The 18,567-nt window shown below is 52.1% G+C and carries 18 protein-coding genes; 9 read left to right on the top strand and 9 right to left on the bottom strand.

Going from position 1 to position 18,567, the window contains the following annotated elements; genetic code table 11:
• Window positions 1-36 precede the first annotated feature (36 nt).
• The 5 genes from dnaE (at window position 37) to tilS (ending at window position 8,536) form a co-directional block, all read left to right on the top strand.
• Complete coding sequence (dnaE, locus tag FQ015_RS12080) at window positions 37-3,519, top strand: DNA polymerase III subunit alpha (RefSeq protein ID WP_001294748.1); 3,483 nt, start codon at window positions 37-39, stop codon at window positions 3,517-3,519.
• Window positions 3,520-3,531: 12 nt separating this feature from the next.
• Complete coding sequence (accA, locus tag FQ015_RS12075) at window positions 3,532-4,491, top strand: acetyl-CoA carboxylase carboxyl transferase subunit alpha (protein ID WP_000055746.1); 960 nt, start codon at window positions 3,532-3,534, stop codon at window positions 4,489-4,491.
• A gap of 97 nt (window positions 4,492-4,588) precedes the next feature.
• Complete coding sequence (ldcC, locus tag FQ015_RS12070) at window positions 4,589-6,730, top strand: lysine decarboxylase LdcC (RefSeq protein ID WP_001021007.1); 2,142 nt, start codon at window positions 4,589-4,591, stop codon at window positions 6,728-6,730.
• 56 nt (window positions 6,731-6,786) lie between these two features.
• Window positions 6,787-7,176 carry a VOC family protein gene (locus FQ015_RS12065; RefSeq protein WP_000901098.1) on the top strand — a complete coding sequence of 130 codons (390 nt, stop codon included), beginning with the start codon at window positions 6,787-6,789 and terminating at the stop codon, window positions 7,174-7,176.
• 64 nt (window positions 7,177-7,240) lie between these two features.
• Entirely contained in the window at window positions 7,241-8,536 is a 1,296-nt protein-coding gene (gene tilS, locus FQ015_RS12060; protein ID WP_000176508.1) for a tRNA lysidine(34) synthetase TilS, read from the top strand.
• Window positions 8,537-8,588: 52 nt separating this feature from the next.
• Here the strand turns inward: tilS and rof are convergent, their stop codons facing one another.
• Window positions 8,589-8,849: a Rho-binding antiterminator gene (gene rof, locus FQ015_RS12055; protein ID WP_000062318.1), complete on the bottom strand. Its 261-nt coding sequence runs from the start codon at window positions 8,847-8,849 to the stop codon at window positions 8,589-8,591.
• Window positions 8,836-9,036 carry a YaeP family protein gene (locus FQ015_RS12050; RefSeq protein ID WP_000417058.1) on the bottom strand — a complete coding sequence of 67 codons (201 nt, stop codon included), beginning with the start codon at window positions 9,034-9,036 and terminating at the stop codon, window positions 8,836-8,838. The genes rof and FQ015_RS12050 overlap by 14 nt, the downstream gene beginning before the upstream one ends.
• Window positions 9,037-9,201: 165 nt before the next feature.
• Here FQ015_RS12050 and FQ015_RS12045 point away from each other — a divergent pair, with 165 nt between their 5' ends.
• Genes FQ015_RS12045 through nlpE form a run of 3 tightly spaced genes read left to right on the top strand, consistent with a single transcriptional unit; the run spans window position 9,202 to window position 10,890 of the window.
• Entirely contained in the window at window positions 9,202-9,747 is a 546-nt protein-coding gene (locus FQ015_RS12045) for a YaeQ family protein (protein ID WP_001185279.1), read from the top strand.
• Window positions 9,744-10,166 (top strand): alternative ribosome rescue aminoacyl-tRNA hydrolase ArfB, encoded by a 423-nt coding sequence (gene arfB, locus FQ015_RS12040; RefSeq protein WP_000605341.1) that lies wholly within the window; start codon window positions 9,744-9,746, stop codon window positions 10,164-10,166. The genes FQ015_RS12045 and arfB overlap by 4 nt, the downstream gene beginning before the upstream one ends.
• Before the next feature lie 13 nt (window positions 10,167-10,179).
• Window positions 10,180-10,890 (top strand): envelope stress response activation lipoprotein NlpE, encoded by a 711-nt coding sequence (gene nlpE, locus FQ015_RS12035; RefSeq protein WP_000239168.1) that lies wholly within the window; start codon window positions 10,180-10,182, stop codon window positions 10,888-10,890.
• A 155-nt stretch (window positions 10,891-11,045) separates the two neighbouring features.
• On the opposite strand, the gene FQ015_RS12030 is transcribed toward nlpE, so the two are convergent.
• The 7 genes from FQ015_RS12030 to metN form a co-directional block, all read right to left on the bottom strand.
• Window positions 11,046-11,870 carry a YaeF family permuted papain-like enzyme gene (locus tag FQ015_RS12030; protein WP_001353447.1) on the bottom strand — a complete coding sequence of 275 codons (825 nt, stop codon included), beginning with the start codon at window positions 11,868-11,870 and terminating at the stop codon, window positions 11,046-11,048.
• A 52-nt stretch (window positions 11,871-11,922) separates the two neighbouring features.
• A complete protein-coding gene (gene proS / locus FQ015_RS12025; RefSeq protein WP_001260696.1) occupies window positions 11,923-13,641 on the bottom strand; it encodes a proline--tRNA ligase in 1,719 nt (572 codons plus the stop codon).
• A 110-nt stretch (window positions 13,642-13,751) separates the two neighbouring features.
• Complete coding sequence (gene tsaA / locus FQ015_RS12020; protein WP_000093999.1) at window positions 13,752-14,459, bottom strand: tRNA (N6-threonylcarbamoyladenosine(37)-N6)-methyltransferase TrmO; 708 nt, start codon at window positions 14,457-14,459, stop codon at window positions 13,752-13,754.
• Entirely contained in the window at window positions 14,456-14,860 is a 405-nt protein-coding gene (gene rcsF / locus FQ015_RS12015) for an Rcs stress response system protein RcsF (protein WP_001202321.1), read from the bottom strand. Before rcsF ends, tsaA begins: the two co-directional genes overlap by 4 nt.
• Before the next feature lie 117 nt (window positions 14,861-14,977).
• On the bottom strand, window positions 14,978-15,793 hold the full coding sequence (metQ, locus tag FQ015_RS12010; RefSeq protein ID WP_000874226.1) for a methionine ABC transporter substrate-binding lipoprotein MetQ: 816 nt from the start codon (window positions 15,791-15,793) through the stop codon (window positions 14,978-14,980).
• Between the two features lie 39 nt (window positions 15,794-15,832).
• Window positions 15,833-16,486 (bottom strand): methionine ABC transporter permease MetI, encoded by a 654-nt coding sequence (locus FQ015_RS12005; RefSeq protein ID WP_001294600.1) that lies wholly within the window; start codon window positions 16,484-16,486, stop codon window positions 15,833-15,835.
• Window positions 16,479-17,510, bottom strand: a complete 1,032-nt coding sequence (metN, locus tag FQ015_RS12000) for a methionine ABC transporter ATP-binding protein MetN (protein ID WP_000593991.1) — start codon at window positions 17,508-17,510, stop codon at window positions 16,479-16,481. Before metN ends, FQ015_RS12005 begins: the two co-directional genes overlap by 8 nt.
• 187 nt (window positions 17,511-17,697) lie before the next feature.
• Here metN and gmhB point away from each other — a divergent pair, with 187 nt between their 5' ends.
• The gene (gmhB, locus tag FQ015_RS11995) at window positions 17,698-18,270 is read left to right on the top strand and encodes a D-glycero-beta-D-manno-heptose 1,7-bisphosphate 7-phosphatase (RefSeq protein WP_001140174.1); all 573 of its coding nucleotides are present in this window, start codon (window positions 17,698-17,700) and stop codon (window positions 18,268-18,270) included.
• Window positions 18,271-18,567: the final 297 nt, after the last annotated feature.

The following is an 18,567-nucleotide window of genomic DNA, read 5'->3' as shown; positions in this document are numbered from 1 at the left end:
TTCTTGTGTCGAGATTAAGTAAACCGGAATCTGAAGATGTCTGAACCACGTTTCGTACACCTGCGGGTGCACAGCGACTACTCGATGATCGATGGCCTGGCCAAAACCGCACCGCTGGTAAAAAAGGCGGCGGCGTTAGGTATGCCAGCACTGGCGATCACCGATTTCACCAACCTTTGCGGTCTGGTGAAGTTCTACGGAGCGGGACATGGCGCAGGGATTAAGCCCATCGTCGGGGCAGATTTTAATGTCCAGTGCGACCTGCTGGGTGATGAGTTAACCCACCTGACGGTGCTGGCGGCGAACAATACCGGCTATCAGAATCTGACGTTGCTGATCTCAAAAGCGTATCAGCGCGGGTACGGTGCCGCTGGGCCTATCATCGATCGCGACTGGCTTATCGAATTAAACGAAGGGCTGATCCTCCTTTCCGGCGGGCGCATGGGCGACGTCGGGCGCAGCCTTTTGCGTGGTAACAGCGCGCTGGTAGATGAGTGCGTTGCGTTTTATGAAGAGCACTTCCCGGATCGCTATTTTCTCGAGCTGATCCGCACCGGCAGGCCGGACGAAGAAAGTTATCTGCACGCGGCAGTGGAGCTGGCGGAAGCGCGCGGTTTGCCCGTCGTGGCGACCAATGACGTGCGCTTTATCGACAGCAGCGACTTTGACGCGCACGAAATCCGCGTCGCGATCCATGACGGCTTTACTCTCGACGATCCCAAACGCCCGCGTAATTATTCGCCGCAGCAATATATGCGCAGCGAAGAGGAGATGTGCGAGCTGTTTGCCGACATCCCCGAAGCCCTTGCCAACACTGTTGAGATCGCCAAACGCTGTAACGTGACTGTGCGTCTGGGTGAATACTTCCTGCCGCAGTTCCCGACCGGGGACATGAGCACCGAAGATTATCTGGTCAAGCGTGCAAAAGAAGGCCTGGAAGAGCGTCTGGCGTTTTTATTCCCTGACGAGGAAGAACGTCTTAAGCGTCGCCCGGAGTATGACGAGCGTCTGGATACTGAACTTCAGGTTATCAACCAGATGGGCTTCCCGGGTTACTTCCTCATCGTTATGGAATTTATCCAGTGGTCGAAGGATAACGGCGTACCGGTAGGGCCTGGCCGTGGTTCCGGTGCAGGGTCACTGGTGGCCTACGCGCTGAAAATTACCGACCTCGATCCGCTGGAATTTGACCTGCTGTTCGAACGTTTCCTTAACCCGGAACGTGTCTCCATGCCTGACTTTGACGTTGACTTCTGTATGGAGAAACGCGATCAGGTTATCGAACACGTGGCAGACATGTACGGTCGTGATGCGGTATCGCAGATCATCACCTTCGGTACAATGGCGGCAAAAGCGGTGATCCGCGACGTAGGCCGCGTGCTGGGGCATCCATACGGCTTTGTCGATCGTATCTCGAAACTGATCCCGCCCGATCCGGGGATGACGCTGGCGAAAGCGTTTGAAGCCGAGCCGCAACTGCCGGAAATCTACGAAGCGGACGAAGAAGTTAAGGCGCTGATCGACATGGCGCGCAAACTGGAAGGGGTCACCCGTAACGCTGGTAAGCACGCCGGTGGGGTGGTTATCGCGCCGACCAAAATTACCGATTTTGCGCCGCTTTATTGCGATGAAGAGGGCAAACATCCGGTTACCCAGTTTGATAAAAGCGACGTTGAATACGCCGGGCTGGTGAAGTTCGACTTCCTTGGTTTGCGTACGCTCACCATCATCAACTGGGCGCTGGAGATGATCAACAAGCGGCGGGCGAAGAATGGCGAGCCGCCGCTGGATATCGCCGCGATCCCGCTGGATGACAAGAAAAGTTTCGACATGCTGCAACGCTCGGAAACCACGGCGGTATTCCAGCTTGAATCGCGCGGCATGAAGGACCTGATCAAGCGTCTGCAACCTGACTGCTTCGAAGATATGATCGCACTGGTGGCACTGTTCCGCCCCGGCCCGTTGCAATCAGGGATGGTGGATAACTTTATCGACCGTAAACATGGTCGCGAAGAGATCTCCTATCCGGATGTGCAGTGGCAGCATGAAAGCCTGAAACCGGTACTGGAGCCAACCTACGGCATCATCCTGTATCAGGAACAGGTCATGCAGATTGCCCAGGTGCTTTCTGGTTATACCCTCGGTGGCGCGGATATGCTGCGTCGTGCGATGGGTAAGAAAAAGCCGGAAGAGATGGCCAAGCAGCGTTCTGTATTTGCTGAAGGCGCAGAAAAGAACGGGATCAACGCCGAACTGGCGATGAAAATCTTCGACCTGGTGGAGAAATTCGCCGGTTACGGATTTAACAAATCGCACTCTGCGGCCTATGCTTTGGTTTCATATCAAACGTTATGGCTGAAAGCGCACTATCCAGCGGAGTTTATGGCGGCAGTAATGACCGCCGATATGGACAACACCGAGAAGGTGGTGGGCCTGGTGGATGAGTGCTGGCGGATGGGGCTGAAAATCCTGCCACCAGATATAAACTCCGGTCTTTACCATTTCCACGTCAACGACGACGGCGAAATCGTGTATGGTATTGGCGCGATCAAAGGGGTAGGTGAAGGTCCGATTGAGGCGATCATCGAAGCCCGTAATAAAGGCGGCTATTTCCGTGAACTGTTTGATCTCTGCGCCCGTACAGACACCAAAAAGTTAAACCGGCGAGTGCTGGAAAAACTGATCATGTCCGGGGCGTTTGACCGTCTTGGGCCACACCGCGCGGCGCTGATGAACTCGCTGGGCGATGCGTTAAAGGCGGCTGATCAACACGCGAAAGCAGAAGCCATCGGTCAGGCTGATATGTTCGGCGTGCTGGCAGAAGAGCCGGAACAAATTGAACAATCCTACGCCAGTTGCCAACCGTGGCCGGAGCAGGTGGTGTTAGATGGGGAACGTGAAACGTTAGGTCTGTACCTGACGGGACACCCTATCAACCAGTATTTAAAAGAGATTGAGCGTTATGTCGGAGGCGTAAGGCTGAAAGACATGCACCCGACAGAACGTGGTAAAGTCACCACGGCTGCGGGGCTCGTTGTTGCTGCGCGGGTTATGGTCACCAAGCGCGGCAATCGTATCGGTATCTGCACGCTGGATGACCGTTCCGGGCGGCTGGAAGTGATGTTGTTTACTGACGCCCTGGATAAATACCAGCAATTGCTGGAAAAAGACCGCATACTTATCGTCAGCGGACAGGTCAGCTTTGATGACTTCAGCGGTGGGCTTAAAATGACCGCTCGCGAAGTGATGGATATTGACGAAGCCCGGGAAAAATATGCTCGCGGGCTTGCTATCTCGCTGACGGACAGGCAAATTGATGACCAGCTTTTAAACCGACTCCGTCAGTCTCTGGAACCCCACCGCTCTGGGACAATTCCAGTACATCTCTACTATCAGAGGGCGGATGCACGCGCGCGGTTGCGTTTTGGCGCGACGTGGCGTGTCTCTCCGAGCGATCGTTTATTAAACGATCTCCGTGGCCTCATTGGTTCGGAGCAGGTGGAACTGGAGTTTGACTAATACAGGAATACTATGAGTCTGAATTTCCTTGATTTTGAACAGCCGATTGCAGAGCTGGAAGCGAAAATCGATTCTCTGACTGCGGTTAGCCGCCAGGATGAGAAACTGGATATTAATATCGATGAAGAAGTGCATCGTCTGCGTGAAAAAAGCGTAGAATTGACGCGTAAAATCTTCGCCGATCTCGGTGCATGGCAGATTGCGCAACTGGCACGCCATCCACAGCGTCCTTATACCCTGGATTACGTTCGCCTGGCCTTTGATGAATTTGACGAACTGGCTGGCGACCGCGCGTATGCAGACGATAAAGCTATCGTCGGGGGTATCGCCCGTCTCGATGGTCGTCCGGTGATGATCATTGGTCATCAAAAAGGTCGTGAAACCAAAGAAAAAATTCGCCGTAACTTTGGTATGCCAGCGCCAGAAGGTTACCGCAAAGCACTGCGTCTGATGCAAATGGCTGAACGCTTTAAGATGCCCATCATCACCTTTATCGACACCCCGGGGGCTTATCCGGGCGTGGGCGCAGAAGAACGCGGTCAGTCTGAAGCCATTGCACGCAACCTGCGTGAAATGTCTCGCCTTAGCGTACCGACTATCTGCACCGTTATCGGTGAAGGTGGTTCTGGCGGCGCGCTGGCGATTGGCGTGGGCGATAAAGTGAATATGCTGCAATACAGCACCTATTCTGTTATCTCGCCGGAAGGTTGTGCGTCCATTCTGTGGAAGAGCGCCGACAAAGCGCCGCTGGCGGCTGAAGCGATGGGGATCATCGCTCCGCGTTTGAAAGAACTGAAACTGATCGACTCCATCATCCCGGAACCGCTGGGCGGTGCTCACCGTAACCCGGAAGCGATGGCGGCGTCTCTGAAAGCGCAGCTGCTGGCGGATCTGGCCGATCTCGACGTGTTAAGCACTGAAGATTTAAAAAATCGTCGTTATCAGCGCCTGATGAGCTACGGTTACGCGTAATTCGCAAATGTTCTGAAAAGGGTCACTTCGGTGGCCCTTTTTTATCGCCATGGTTTGAGCGGGCTATGATTAAGGAAGGATTTTCCAGGAGGAACACATGAACATCATTGCCATTATGGGACCGCATGGCGTCTTTTATAAAGATGAGCCCATCAAAGAACTGGAGTCGGCGCTGGTGGCGCAAGGTTTTCAGATTATCTGGCCACAAAACAGCGTTGATTTGCTGAAATTTATCGAACACAACCCACGAATATGCGGCGTGATTTTTGACTGGGATGAATACAGTCTCGATTTATGTAGCGATATCAATCAACTTAATGAATATCTCCCGCTTTATGCCTTCATCAATACTCACTCGACGATGGATGTCAGCGTGCAGGATATGCGGATGGCGCTCTGGTTCTTTGAATATGCGCTGGGGCAGGCAGAAGATATCGCCATTCGTATGCGTCAGTACACCAACGAATATCTCGATAACATTACCCCGCCATTCACTAAAGCCTTGTTTACTTATGTCAAAGAGCGGAAGTACACCTTTTGTACGCCGGGGCATATGGGTGGTACCGCGTATCAGAAAAGCCCGGTAGGCTGTCTGTTTTATGATTTTTTCGGCGGGAATACCCTCAAGGCGGACGTCTCTATTTCGGTAACCGAGCTAGGTTCGTTGCTCGACCACACCGGGCCACATCTGGAAGCGGAAGAGTACATCGCACGGACTTTCGGCGCGGAACAGAGTTATATCGTCACCAACGGAACATCGACGTCGAACAAAATTGTGGGTATGTACGCCGCGCCATCCGGCAGTACGCTGTTAATTGACCGCAATTGTCATAAATCGCTGGCGCATCTGTTGATGATGAACGATGTCGTGCCGGTCTGGCTAAAACCAACACGTAATGCGTTGGGGATTCTGGGTGGGATCCCGCGACGAGAATTTACCCGCGACAGTATCGAAGAGAAAGTCGCTGCTACCACGCAGGCACAATGGCCGGTTCATGCGGTGATCACCAACTCAACCTATGATGGCTTGCTCTACAACACCGACTGGATCAAACAGACGCTGGATGTCCCCTCGATCCACTTCGATTCCGCCTGGGTCCCGTATACTCATTTTCATCCGATCTATCAGGGCAAAAGTGGTATGAGTGGCGATCGGGTGGCAGGAAAAGTTTTCTTCGAAACGCAATCGACCCACAAAATGCTGGCGGCGTTGTCGCAGGCATCACTGATCCACATTAAAGGTGAGTACGACGAAGAGGCGTTTAATGAAGCCTTTATGATGCATACCACCACTTCGCCCAGTTATCCCATTGTTGCTTCGGTTGAGACAGCGGCGGCGATGCTGCGTGGTAATCCGGGCAAACGGCTGATTAACCGTTCAGTAGAACGAGCGCTGCATTTTCGCAAAGAGGTCCAGCGGCTGCGGGAAGAGTCTGACGGCTGGTTTTTCGATATCTGGCAACCGCCGCAGGTGGATGAAGCCGAATGCTGGCCCGTTGCGCCTGGCGAACAGTGGCACGGCTTTAACGATGCGGATGCCGATCATATGTTTCTCGATCCGGTTAAAGTCACTATTTTGACACCGGGGATGGACGAGCAGGGCAATATGAGCGATGAGGGGATCCCGGCGGCGCTGGTGGCAAAATTCCTCGACGAACGTGGGATCGTAGTAGAGAAAACCGGCCCTTATAACCTGCTGTTTCTCTTTAGTATTGGCATCGATAAAACCAAAGCAATGGGATTATTGCGTGGGTTGACGGAATTTAAGCGCTCTTACGATCTCAACCTGCGGATCAAAAATATGCTGCCCGATCTCTATGCAGAAGATCCCGATTTTTATCGCAATATGCGTATTCAGGATCTGGCGCAAGGGATCCATAAGCTGATTCGTAAACACGATCTTCCCGGTTTGATGTTGCGAGCATTTGATACTTTACCGGAGATGATCATGACGCCACATCAGGCATGGCAACGGCAGATTAAAGGCGAAGTAGAAACCATTGCGCTGGAACAACTGGTCGGTAGAGTATCGGCAAATATGATCCTGCCTTATCCGCCTGGCGTACCGCTACTGATGCCAGGAGAAATGCTGACCGAGGAGAGCCGCACGGTACTCGATTTTCTGCTGATGCTCTGTTCAGTGGGCCAGCGCTACCCCGGCTTTGAAACGGATATTCACGGCGCGAAACAGGACGAAGATGGCGTTTACCGCGTACGAGTCCTAAAAATGGCGGGATAACTTGCCAGAGCGGCTTCCGGGCGAGTAACGTGCTGTTAACAAATAAAGGAGGCGTTATGCTGGGTTTAAAACAGGTTCACCATATTGCGATTATTGCGACGGATTATGCGGTGAGCAAAGCTTTCTACTGCGATATTCTCGGTTTCACGCTGCAAAGCGAAGTCTATCGCGAAGCGCGCGATTCGTGGAAAGGGGATTTGGCGCTTAATGGGCAATATGTGATTGAGCTTTTCTCATTTCCGTTCCCGCCGGAGCGCCCCAGCAGACCGGAAGCTTGCGGCCTGCGTCATCTGGCTTTTAGCGTTGATGATATCGATGCGGCAGTGGCGCATCTTGAAAGCCATAACGTGAAATGTGAAGCCATACGTGTCGATCCCTACACGCAAAAGCGCTTCACATTCTTTAACGATCCGGACGGACTGCCGTTGGAACTGTATGAGCAGTAAGGCTTGTCATCGCCATATTTGCCCGGTAACGTGCCGGGCATTGCTACTGTAAAATCGCACCATCATGACACTCACTCTCAATAGACAACTTCTCATCTCACGCCAGATTCTGGTGGCCTTTAGCGGCGGGCTTGACTCCACCGTTCTGCTGCATCAGTTGGTGCAGTGGCGGACGGAAAATCCGGGCGTCACCCTGCGCGCTATTCATGTGCATCATGGTTTAAGTGCCAACGCTGATGCTTGGGTGAAACATTGTGAAAATATCTGCCAGCAGTGGCAGGTGCCGCTGGTGGTTGAGCGTGTGCAACTTGCGCAAGAGGGGCTAGGTATTGAGGCTCAGGCGCGGCAGGCACGTTATCAGGCATTTGCTCGTACCCTGTTACCTGGTGAAGTGCTGGTTACAGCGCAACATCTCGACGATCAATGTGAAACGTTTCTGCTGGCGTTAAAACGTGGTAGCGGCCCTGCAGGGCTTTCGGCTATGGCGGAAGTCTCGGAGTTTGCCGGAACGCGGCTGATCCGACCGTTGCTCGCCCGCACACGGGGAGAACTGGAGCAGTGGGCGTTGGCGCATGGTTTACGTTGGATTGAAGACGAAAGTAATCAGGACGACTCATACGATCGTAACTTCCTGCGCCTACGCGTAGTGCCGTTATTGCAGCAGCGTTGGCCGCATTTTGCCGAAGCAACGGCCCGCAGCGCTGCACTTTGTGCTGAGCAAGAGAGCCTGCTGGATGAACTGCTGGCAGATGATTTAGCACACTGTCAAACGCCGCAGGGGACGCTGCAGATTGCGCCAATGCTGGCGATGAGTGATGCCCGTCGCGCGGCGATTATCCGCCGCTGGCTGGCAGGGCAGAATGCACCGATGCCTTCCCGCGACGCGTTGGTGAGGATCTGGCAGGAAGTGGCGCTGGCGCGAGAAGATGCTTCCCCCTGTTTACGTTTGGGGGCGTTTGAAATCCGCCGCTATCAATCGCAACTGTGGTGGATTAAATCCGTCACTGGGCAAAGCGAAACCATTGTGCCGTGGCAGACGTGGTTACAACCGCTGGAATTACCGGCGGCGCTGGGAAGTGTACAGCTTACTGCGGGAGGCGATATTCGCCCTCCGCGTGCAGACGAAGCGGTCAGTGTGCGTTTCAAAGCGCCAGGATTGCTGCATATTGTCGGGCGCAATGGTGGGCGTAAGTTAAAGAAAATCTGGCAGGAACTGGGCGTACCGCCGTGGTTGCGTGACACCACGCCACTGCTGTTTTATGGCGAAACGCTGATTGCAGCGGCAGAGGTATTTGTGACGCAAGAAGGTGTGGCTGAAGGTGAGAATGGCGTAAGTTTTGTCTGGCGGCGAAACGCTTAGTTAAGTGAAAGCCGGATAAGACGCATCAAACGTCGCATCCGGCGAAAGTAAATCAGGACTCGCTCACCACCACCGTACCGATTTCCGGGTGGCTAAAGCTGGTAATTTTATCCAGACGTAGCTCGCGGGTTTCGCCAGCAGCTTCGACGACCAGATATTCCACATTTTTGCGGGAGACTAAATCGCTGGCCTTCCCCTGCAGTTTTTCGCCATCTTTCAGCTCAAGTGTCAGCATTAAATGATGCTGGCAGGCGAGCTCAAGATTATCGTAATCATCACAATTGATTGGTTGATACGTATCATTCATTGACATAATCGCTCACCAGTAAGTTTGCCGCAGCGTATGCTGCTTTTTCCCTGACAGCCTCAGAAAGGGCATCGTCGGCAGCCATTTCATTCAGCACTTTCAAAACGCAGCCCAGCGCGTCCGGAACGTATCCTAAGTCTCCGCTGGCGATTTCCGCGTACCGCTTGCGTATTAACTCACAATATTTTTCCACATGCCCTCCTGTCAGCACTCTGACTTAACCGTGGATGCAAGTCTAAGCCTACGAAGATAAACTCTGTTTCGCAAGGTGACTATACCACACTCATTTCTGCAATATCAGCGTCGCAACTGCACGTATTCCGTTACAATGGCCTCCTGATTCGAAAGGAGTTTTCTTATGGCGCTTAAAGCGACAATTTATAAAGCGACGGTTAATGTGGCCGATCTCGACCGCAACCAGTTTCTCGATGCCTCTCTGACGCTGGCGCGCCACCCTTCAGAAACACAGGAGCGCATGATGCTGCGCCTGCTGGCGTGGCTGAAATATGCCGATGAGCGTCTGCAATTTACCCGAGGTTTGTGTGCCGATGATGAGCCGGAAGCGTGGCTGCGTAATGATCATCTGGGCATTGATTTGTGGATTGAACTGGGATTGCCGGATGAGCGGCGGATTAAGAAAGCCTGCACCCAGGCCGCAGAAGTGGCGCTGTTTGCCTATAATAGTCGGGCAGCGCAAATCTGGTGGCAGCAAAATCAGAGCAAATGTGCGCAGTTTGCCAATCTTTCCATCTGGTATCTGGACGACGAGCAACTGGCAAAAGTGAGCGCCTTTGCCGATCGTACCATGACGCTGCAGGCAACGATTCAGGATGGGGTGATTTGGTTATCGGATGATAAGAATAATCTGGAAGTAAACTTAATCGCCTGGCAACAACCTTCATGATTATGATTTCCCGACATGTTGCTATCCCCGATGGCGAGCTTGAGATCACCGCCATTCGTGCGCAGGGCGCGGGCGGGCAGCATGTGAATAAGACCTCAACGGCTATTCATCTACGTTTTGACATTCGAGCGTCCAGCCTGCCAGAGTATTACAAAGAGCGCCTGCTCGCTGCCAGCCATCATCTGATTAGCAGCGATGGAGTGATTGTCATCAAGGCACAGGAATATCGCAGCCAGGAACTGAACCGCGAAGCGGCGCTGGCACGGTTGGTGGCAGTGATTAAAGAATTAACAACAGAACAAAAAACCCGGCGACCGACACGACCTACCCGCGCATCAAAAGAGCGCAGGCTGGTATCGAAAGCACAAAAATCAAGCGTGAAGGCGTTGCGCGGCAAAGTGCGCGGCGGTCGGGAATAAAAAGAAGGAATGGATGGTGAAAAAAGCGATAGTGACAGCGATGGCTGTAATCAGCCTCTTTACACTGATGGGATGTAATAATCGGGCCGAAGTCGATACGCTTTCCCCGGCGCAGGCCGCTGAACTGAAGCCGATGCCGCAAAGCTGGCGCGGCGTGCTGCCGTGTGCTGATTGCGAAGGTATCGAAACCTCACTGTTCCTCGAAAAAGACGGAACATGGGTGATGAATGAACGTTATCTGGGCGCGCGTGAAGAGCCTTCCTCTTTCGCCTCCTACGGTACATGGGCGCGAACCGCTGACAAACTGGTATTAACCGACAGTAAAGGTGAAAAGTCATATTATCGGGCGAAAGGAGATGCGCTGGAGATGCTCGATCGTGAAGGCAATCCGATCGAATCGCAGTTCAACTATACACTGGAACCGGCAAAATCCAGCCTGCCAGTGACGCCGATGACTCTACGCGGCATGTATTTTTATATGGCTGATGCGGCAACCTTTACTGATTGTGCGACCGGAAAACGTTTCATGGTAGCGAATAACGCTGAGCTGGAACGGGGCTATTTGGCTGCCCGCGGCAACAGCGAGAAACCGGTGTTACTGTCAGTAGAAGGTCACTTTACGCTTGAGGCTAATCCGGATACTGGTGCGCCGACCAAAGTATTTGCGCCCGATACGGCAGGTAAATTTTACCCGCACCAGGATTGCAGTAGTTTGGGGCAGTAAGCCATCGTGAGACAGAAACAAACGAAAAATTGCCTGATGCGCAGCGCTTATCAGGCCTACAGCCAATAATGCAACATTTTGTATTAGCACGATTTTGTAGGCCGGGTAAGGCGCTCACGCCTCATCCGGTATTTTGTGGACGAGGCTGGCTTTTATCACTGAGTCAACCCAACGAAGCGACCCGCTTTGATATAAATCCCTGGCTTCAAGTGCCCAATATACTCTAATTGCGTTTCTGGCTTAAACACAGAGACATCGCCAGTACGCATATGCATCAGATCGGCAGGGCTAATCCAGCCAGACTGTGCCAGCGTAAGCGGATGTCCGGCTTTGGCAAATGCATCAGTGACAAATTCCGAACAAAACCACGACTTTTTGTCTCCTTCGCTCACACTGCTTAACTGCGCTTTCGCCAGGCCGCTGACGCACTGTTGGCGAAAATCCTCGGAGAACGGATTCAGTGAGCACATCTGGCGAGTCACCATAAATGGAATAAATTCGACAATGCCGCGATAGTTATAACCGCTATCTTTGATTTTATTGGCAAACGCGGTAATTTCTGTGGCTTGTTGCGGGGTAAGATCCGGGACTCGTAAGACGAAAAGCTTATCACTATGCTTCATCGCTTTTTTAAGGGAAACAATCTGGATGCCATCTCCTGTCGCTTCTGCAACGTTATTATCTCCCAAAAAGATTGCAACGTGGCTCACTGAGGAAGTGCTGAAGACGCGGATACCAAATGAAGTTACCCCAAGGCTTGAGGAGAACAGTAAATCGCCGGGTTTGAGATCAGGTTCTGTTATTTCTTTTATTGATTGTTCGGTGAAAGAGCTTTGATGCTGGAATTTGACTGCCCATGTTTTTGCCTTGGCATCTACCGCTGTGGCTGATGAGTCTGGTTGGCTGATATCAACGGTACAGGCCGAAAGTAAAAGAAAGCAGGGGAGAAGCAGGCACCAGTGCGCCTTTGGTTTATCCATTTTATACAATCCATGTAAAAAAGGGTCCTGAAATTCAGGACCCTTTCTGGCATCAGCCTTTAATCTGTTTCACCAGATAATCGACGATGTCACCGGTCTTAATTAACTGTTTCTCACCGTTACGACGGTATTTGTATTCGATATCGTCGTTGTCGAGGTTACGGTCGCCCAACACGATAGTGTGCGGAATACCGATCAGTTCCATATCAGCAAACATCACGCCCGGACGTTCTTTGCGATCATCCAGCAGCACTTCGATACCCTGTGCGCGCAGTTCGCTATACAGTTTCTCAGCCAGCTCCTGTACGCGGAAGGATTTGTGCATGTTCATCGGCAGAATCGCCACCTGGAAAGGTGCGATAGCGTCAGGCCATACGATGCCGCGTTCGTCGTAGTTCTGCTCAATTGCCGCCGCTACTACGCGCGTTACGCCGATACCGTAGCAACCCATAGTCAGGATCTGATTACGGCCATCTTCACCCTGAACGGAGGCTTTAAGTGCTTCGGAGTACTTAGTACCCAGCTGGAAGATGTGACCGACTTCGATACCACGTTTGATCAGCAGCGTACCCTGTCCATCCGGGCTTGGATCGCCAGCCACTACGTTACGGATATCCGCAACTTCCGGGGTTGCGACATCGCGATCCCAGTTGATACCGAAGTAGTGTTTGCCATCGATGTTAGCACCAGCAGCAAAATCACTCATCGCCGCAACAGTACGGTCAATTACTACCGGAATCGGCATGTTTACCGGACCCAGTGAACCCGGACCGGCTTTAACCACGGCACGAATTTCTTCTTCAGTCGCGAAAGTCAGCGGGCTTGCAACCTGCGGCAGTTTCTCAGCTTTAACTTCGTTCAGCTCGTGGTCACCGCGAACCAGCAGCGCAACCAGCGGGAAGCTACTGCCTTCAACGGCTTTAACCAGCAGAGTCTTAACCGTTTTTTCAATCGGCAGATTGAATTGTTCTACCAGTTCAGCGATGGTTTTCGCGTTCGGCGTATCAACCAGCGTCATTTCCTGGGTAGCAGCAGCGCGCGGTTCTTTCGGCGCGATAGCTTCTGCCAGCTCAATGTTCGCTGCATAGTCAGAGGTGTCGGAGAAGACCACATCGTCTTCACCGCTCTGCGCCAGCACCTGGAATTCGTGAGAGGCGCTGCCGCCGATAGAACCGGTATCGGCCTGTACGGCGCGGAAATCCAGCCCCATGCGGCTGAAGATTTTGCTGTAGGCCGCATACATTGCATCGTAGGTTTCCTGCAGGGATTCCTGAGAGGTATGGAAAGAGTAAGCATCTTTCATCAGGAATTCGCGGGAACGCATGACGCCGAAACGCGGGCGTACTTCATCACGGAACTTGGTTTGGATCTGATAGAAGTTCAGCGGCAGCTGTTTGTAAGAGCTCAGCTCGTTACGAATCAGGTCGGTAATCACTTCTTCATGAGTTGGGCCAAGTACGAACGGACGGTCACCACGGTCAGCAATACGCAGCAATTCCGGGCCATACTGTTCCCAACGACCACTCTCTTGCCACAGTTCAGATGGCTGAACCACCGGCATTAACACCTCGATCGCACCGGCGTTGTTCATCTCTTCACGCACGATGTTTTCGACTTTTTTCAGAACGCGCACGCCGGTCGGCAGCCAGGTGTATAACCCGGAGGCCAGCTTGCGGATCATCCCGGCGCGTAACATCAGCTGATGGCTGATCACCTCGGCGTCGGCAGGTGTCTCCTTAAGAGTGGAGAGCAGGTATTGGCTAGTACGCATGTTGTTACGGTTCCAGTTGGAAGGTAGAGCAGGCTCAAGGCGAGCCTGGGACAAAAAAAGTGATTTAGTTTACCAGTGCAAAAGAAATGTCAAAAGAGAAGGGCGCGAATTTAACGCGGTTCCAGCGCAAAGACTTCAAAACCAGCGTCGGTGACGCGCCAGCGAACGTTAAAATTATGCAGCCAGACGGCATAGGTTTTGCCCGTTTCCTCACCTTTACGATAGGCTGGACGCGGGTCCTGCGCCAGTACTTCGCGGATAAACAGCGTTAACTGCGGATAGCGCTTCTCCAATGTCAAAAGCTGCTTTTCGACCTCTAAGGTAAAACTCACCGCCATCTCTGCCGCTGGTGCACTTTGCGCATAGCTGGCACTGGCATCAGGAAGCGATTCGGCAAAGGGAAGATACGGTTTGATATCTACCACCGGCGTACCATCGACCAGATCCAGACTGCCGAGCTTCAGAATCACGTTATCTTTATGACAAATAACTTCCTTCAGCTCTACCAGCGACATACCAATCGGGTTAGGGCGGAAAGTAGAGCGTGTGGCGAAAACGCCCATTCTGGCGTTACCGCCGAGGCGCGGTGGACGCACAGTCGGACGCCAGCCGCCTTCCATTGTTTGATGAAAGACAAAAAGGATCCATAAATGGCTAAACGCTTCCAGGCCGCGAACGGCGTCGGCCTGGTTGTAGGGAGCAATGAGATGCAGTTCACCGTTGGCGCTTTTTACCAGACCTGGCTGGCGCGGAACGGCGAATTTTTCTTTATAGGGCGAGCGAATAACGCCTATTTGCTCGAACTGGAAACTGCTCATTTCGCCGTAATGTTAAGCGCAGAACCGATACATACAGCCTGACGATAGCAGCCTGGCGTACCGCTGGTAACTTCGCAGCTATGCAGTAATACCGCATTGGCTTTCATTTTAGAGGCATTGATTTGCATCCGCTTACGCGCGGTTGGAATGCTCGGCGGAGAGTCCTGATTAGAGGCCTGGCAAGAATCGCCACTGACTTCACCGAGATCGCGGAATGGTTTGCCGACTAATTCTTCTGCATTGGTATAAATTCGGACCGGCGCGGCGCGCGGTGCTTTCGGTTTTGCAGGCTCCGCTTTCGGCTGGGGTGCAGTGCTTTGAACGGGTTCGACAGGGGATCTGCTTAACATGGAACAGCCGCTTAGCATGAGTGCTACTAAACAGATCGGTAAAGCACGCATAGTATTTCCTCAATGTATGATCAAAACGTCAATATTGAATCAGGAGCTTGTAAAAATGACAAGACGGGCAAGCGCCCGTCCTGAATGATATTACAAATTGTGGAAACAGCCTAAAAATTACCAGCCTTTAACAGCGCCACCGTTAAACACTTTGTTCGCTGCTTCGTAAACTTCGTCAGACTGATAAGCCTGGACGAATTTCTTCACGTTCTCTGCGTCTTTATTATCTTCACGCGTCACGATCAGGTTTACGTACGGAGACTCTTTATCTTCGACAAAGATACCGTCTTTCGCCGGAGTCAGGCCAATCTGGCTGGCATAGGTGGTGTTGATAACCGCCAGAGCGATTTGCGCATCGTCCAGAGAGCGCGGCAGCTGCGGTGCTTCCAGCTCAACAATTTTCAGGTTTTTTGGGTTCTCAACAACATCAAGAACTGTTGGCAACAGGCCAACGCCATCTTTCAGTTTGATCAAGCCCACTTTTTGCAGCAGCAGCAGTGAACGACCAAGGTTAGTCGGGTCGTTTGGCACGGCAACCTGCGAACCATCCTGCAGTTCATCCAGCGATTTGATTTTCTTGGAGTAACCGGCAATCGGATACACAAACGTGTTGCCTACTGCGACCAGTTTGTAGCCACGATCTTTCAGTTGCTGATCAAGGTACGGTTTATGCTGGAAGGCGTTGGCGTCGATATCGCCTTTGCTCAATGCTTCGTTTGGCAGAACATAGTCGTTGAAGGTGACCAGCTCAACGTCCAGGCCATATTTGTCTTTCGCGACTTTCTGCGCGACTTCTGCAACCTGCTGTTCGGCACCAACAATCACGCCGACTTTAATGTGGTTTGGATCTTTTTCATCCTGACCGCAGCCTACCAGTGCCAGTGATCCAATCAGGGCTCCCACTGCCGCAAAGGTTTTGAATTTGAACGCCATACCTTATTCCTTCTTCAATTATTTATGTTGTGTTGAACGTTATTTGCGAGTGACAGCCCGGACGATGCGGTCGCCTGCGAACTGAATTAAATAAACCAGAATGACCAGCAATACCAGTACCGTATTCATCACCGTCGCGTTGTAGCCGATGTAGCCATACTGATAGCCAATCTGACCTAAACCACCGGCACCGACTGCGCCACCCATTGCGGAATAACCAACCAGGGTAATCAGGGTGATAGTTGCCGCATTCACCAGACCTGGCAACGCCTCCGGTAACAGCACTTTACGGACGATCTGCATTGGCGTGGCACCCATTGCGCGGGAAGCTTCAATTAACCCGGTTGGGATCTCCAGCAGAGCGTTCTCGACCATACGGGCAATAAACGGTGCTGCACCAACTGTCAGCGGAACAATCGCTGCTTGCAAACCAATCGATGTACCGACAATAACGCGAGTAAACGGAATCATCCATACCAGCAAGATAATGAACGGGATGGATCGGAAAATGTTCACAATCGCAGAAACGGTACGATACAGCTTCGCGTTAGCAATAATTTGCCCCGGACGCGTGACATAAAGCAGGACGCCAACCGGCAGGCCAATCACAAAACCAAAAAAACCGGATACGAAGGTCATTGCCAGCGTTTCCCATACGCCACGAACCAGCAGCCACATCATCGGCTCAGACATAACCCAGTACCTCTACTTTTACATGGTGTTCCTGCAGCCAGGCAATGGCGGCTTGCGTATCTTGTTGTGTGCCGTGCATTTCAGTCAGCATGATGCCGAACTTAACGCCACCGGCGTAATCCATCTGCGCGCTAATAATGTTGTTATTGACGTTGAAACGACGCGCGGTTTCAGAAAGCAGCGGGGCATCGACCGATTGACCGGTAAACTCCAGACGCAGCATCGGCACGCAGTCAGCGAATGGTTCCGCTTGCAGTCGTTCCTGATAGTCTTCCGGGATATCCAGATGCAGGGTCGACTGAATAAACTTCTGCGCTAGCGGCGTTTTCGGATGCGAGAACACTTCACTTACCGTGTCCTGCTCGATCAACTCGCCATTACTGATCACCGCCACGCAATCACAAATGCGCTTCACAACGTCCATTTCGTGGGTGATCAACAGAATCGTCAAACCCAGACGACGATTGATGTCTTTCAGCAGTTCGAGAATAGAACGTGTTGTTGCCGGGTCCAGCGCGCTGGTGGCCTCATCACACAGCAATACTTTGGGATTGCTGGCTAACGCACGGGCAATCGCCACACGTTGTTTCTGCCCACCGGAAAGGTTAGACGGGTAACTATCATGCTTATCGCCAAGACCAACCAATGACAGTAATTCTGTCACGCGACGTTTAATCTCGTCTTTCGGCGTGTTGTCCAGCTCCAGCGGCAGTGCCACGTTGCCAAAAACAGTGCGCGAAGAGAGCAGGTTAAAATGCTGGAAAATCATACCAATCTGGCGGCGAGCTTTGGTCAACTCGGATTCTGACAGCGTGGTCAGTTCCTGACCATCGACCAGCACGCTACCCTCGGTTGGGCGCTCCAGCAGGTTTACACAACGGATAAGCGTACTTTTACCCGCACCTGAGGCACCGATAACGCCATAAATTTGTCCAGCTGGCACATGCAGGCTGACGTTGTTCAACGCCTGGATGGTGCGGGTGCCCTGGTGGAACACTTTGGTGATATTCGAAAGTTTTATCATTGATTATTTATTATCGTCATTAAGTTAGTCGTGGCATTTCGAATGCCTGAAACGGTCAAAGCCGTCAATGAAATGGATGTTAAGGCATCCAGACGTCTAAATCAATCAGGTTTATGCGAAGAGCACTTTCTTGCAGGTCGAAACATGCGATACTAGCGTCACATGCCTTATTAAGGAGCTATAAAAGGTGGCGAAGAGCGTACCCGCAATTTTTCTTGACCGTGATGGCACCATTAATGTCGATCACGGCTATGTCCATGAGATCGACAACTTTGAATTTATCGACGGTGTTATTGACGCCATGCGCGAGCTAAAAAAAATGGGCTTTGCGCTGGTGGTAGTAACCAACCAGTCTGGCATTGCTCGCGGTAAATTTACTGAAGCACAGTTTGAAACGCTGACCGAGTGGATGGACTGGTCGCTGGCGGACCGCGATGTCGATCTGGATGGTATCTATTATTGCCCGCATCATCCGCAGGGTAGTGTTGAAGAGTTTCGCCAGGTCTGCGACTGCCGCAAACCACATCCGGGGATGCTTTTGTCAGCACGCGATTATTTGCATATTGATATGGCCGCTTCTTATATGGTGGGCGATAAATTAGAAGATATGCAGGCAGCGGCTGCGGCGAACGTGGGAACAAAAGTGCTGGTGCGTACGGGAAAACCTATTACGCCTGAAGCAGAAAACGCGGCGGATTGGGTGTTAAATAGCCTGGCAGACCTGCCGCAAGCGATAAAAAAGCAGCAAAAACCGGCGTAATGATTAAAAGATGAGCGGTTGAAATAAAAATGCATTTTTCCGCTTGTCTTCCTGAGACGACTCCCTATAATGCGCCTCCATCGACACGGCGGATGTGAATCACTTCACACAAACAGCCGGTTCGGTTGAAGAGAAAAAATCCTGAAATTCAGGGTTGACTCTGAAAGAGGAAAGCGTAATATACGCCACCTCGCGACAGTGAGCTGAAAGCCGCGTCGCAACTGCTCTTTAACAATTTATCAGACAATCTGTGTGGGCACTCGAAGATACGGATTCTTAACGTCGCAAGACGAAAAA

This window comes from Escherichia sp. HH26CH (genome assembly GCF_009820205.1).
Taxonomy (GTDB): Bacteria; Pseudomonadota; Gammaproteobacteria; order Enterobacterales; family Enterobacteriaceae; genus Escherichia; species Escherichia coli_F.
Note: the sequence above shows the minus strand (reverse complement) of the source record. Positions and strands in the feature narration are given on the sequence as shown.

What these genes read in the sequence shown, in the direction of transcription:
- nlpE (WP_000239168.1), top strand. Translation starts at nt 10,180, where the DNA reads ATGGTGAAAAAAGCGATAGTGACAGCGATGGCTGTAATCAGCCTCTTT.
- metQ (WP_000874226.1), bottom strand. Translation starts at nt 15,793, where the DNA reads ATGGCGTTCAAATTCAAAACCTTTGCGGCAGTGGGAGCCCTGATTGGA.
- proS (WP_001260696.1), bottom strand. Translation starts at nt 13,641, where the DNA reads ATGCGTACTAGCCAATACCTGCTCTCCACTCTTAAGGAGACACCTGCC.
- ldcC (WP_001021007.1), top strand. Translation starts at nt 4,589, where the DNA reads ATGAACATCATTGCCATTATGGGACCGCATGGCGTCTTTTATAAAGAT.
- metN (WP_000593991.1), bottom strand. Translation starts at nt 17,510, where the DNA reads ATGATAAAACTTTCGAATATCACCAAAGTGTTCCACCAGGGCACCCGC.
- accA (WP_000055746.1), top strand. Translation starts at nt 3,532, where the DNA reads ATGAGTCTGAATTTCCTTGATTTTGAACAGCCGATTGCAGAGCTGGAA.
- rof (WP_000062318.1), bottom strand. Translation starts at nt 8,849, where the DNA reads ATGTCAATGAATGATACGTATCAACCAATCAATTGTGATGATTACGAT.
- FQ015_RS12030 (WP_001353447.1), bottom strand. Translation starts at nt 11,870, where the DNA reads ATGGATAAACCAAAGGCGCACTGGTGCCTGCTTCTCCCCTGCTTTCTT.
- FQ015_RS12005 (WP_001294600.1), bottom strand. Translation starts at nt 16,486, where the DNA reads ATGTCTGAGCCGATGATGTGGCTGCTGGTTCGTGGCGTATGGGAAACG.
- arfB (WP_000605341.1), top strand. Translation starts at nt 9,744, where the DNA reads ATGATTATGATTTCCCGACATGTTGCTATCCCCGATGGCGAGCTTGAG.
- rcsF (WP_001202321.1), bottom strand. Translation starts at nt 14,860, where the DNA reads ATGCGTGCTTTACCGATCTGTTTAGTAGCACTCATGCTAAGCGGCTGT.
- FQ015_RS12045 (WP_001185279.1), top strand. Translation starts at nt 9,202, where the DNA reads ATGGCGCTTAAAGCGACAATTTATAAAGCGACGGTTAATGTGGCCGAT.
- tilS (WP_000176508.1), top strand. Translation starts at nt 7,241, where the DNA reads ATGACACTCACTCTCAATAGACAACTTCTCATCTCACGCCAGATTCTG.
- dnaE (WP_001294748.1), top strand. Translation starts at nt 37, where the DNA reads ATGTCTGAACCACGTTTCGTACACCTGCGGGTGCACAGCGACTACTCG.
- FQ015_RS12065 (WP_000901098.1), top strand. Translation starts at nt 6,787, where the DNA reads ATGCTGGGTTTAAAACAGGTTCACCATATTGCGATTATTGCGACGGAT.
- tsaA (WP_000093999.1), bottom strand. Translation starts at nt 14,459, where the DNA reads ATGAGCAGTTTCCAGTTCGAGCAAATAGGCGTTATTCGCTCGCCCTAT.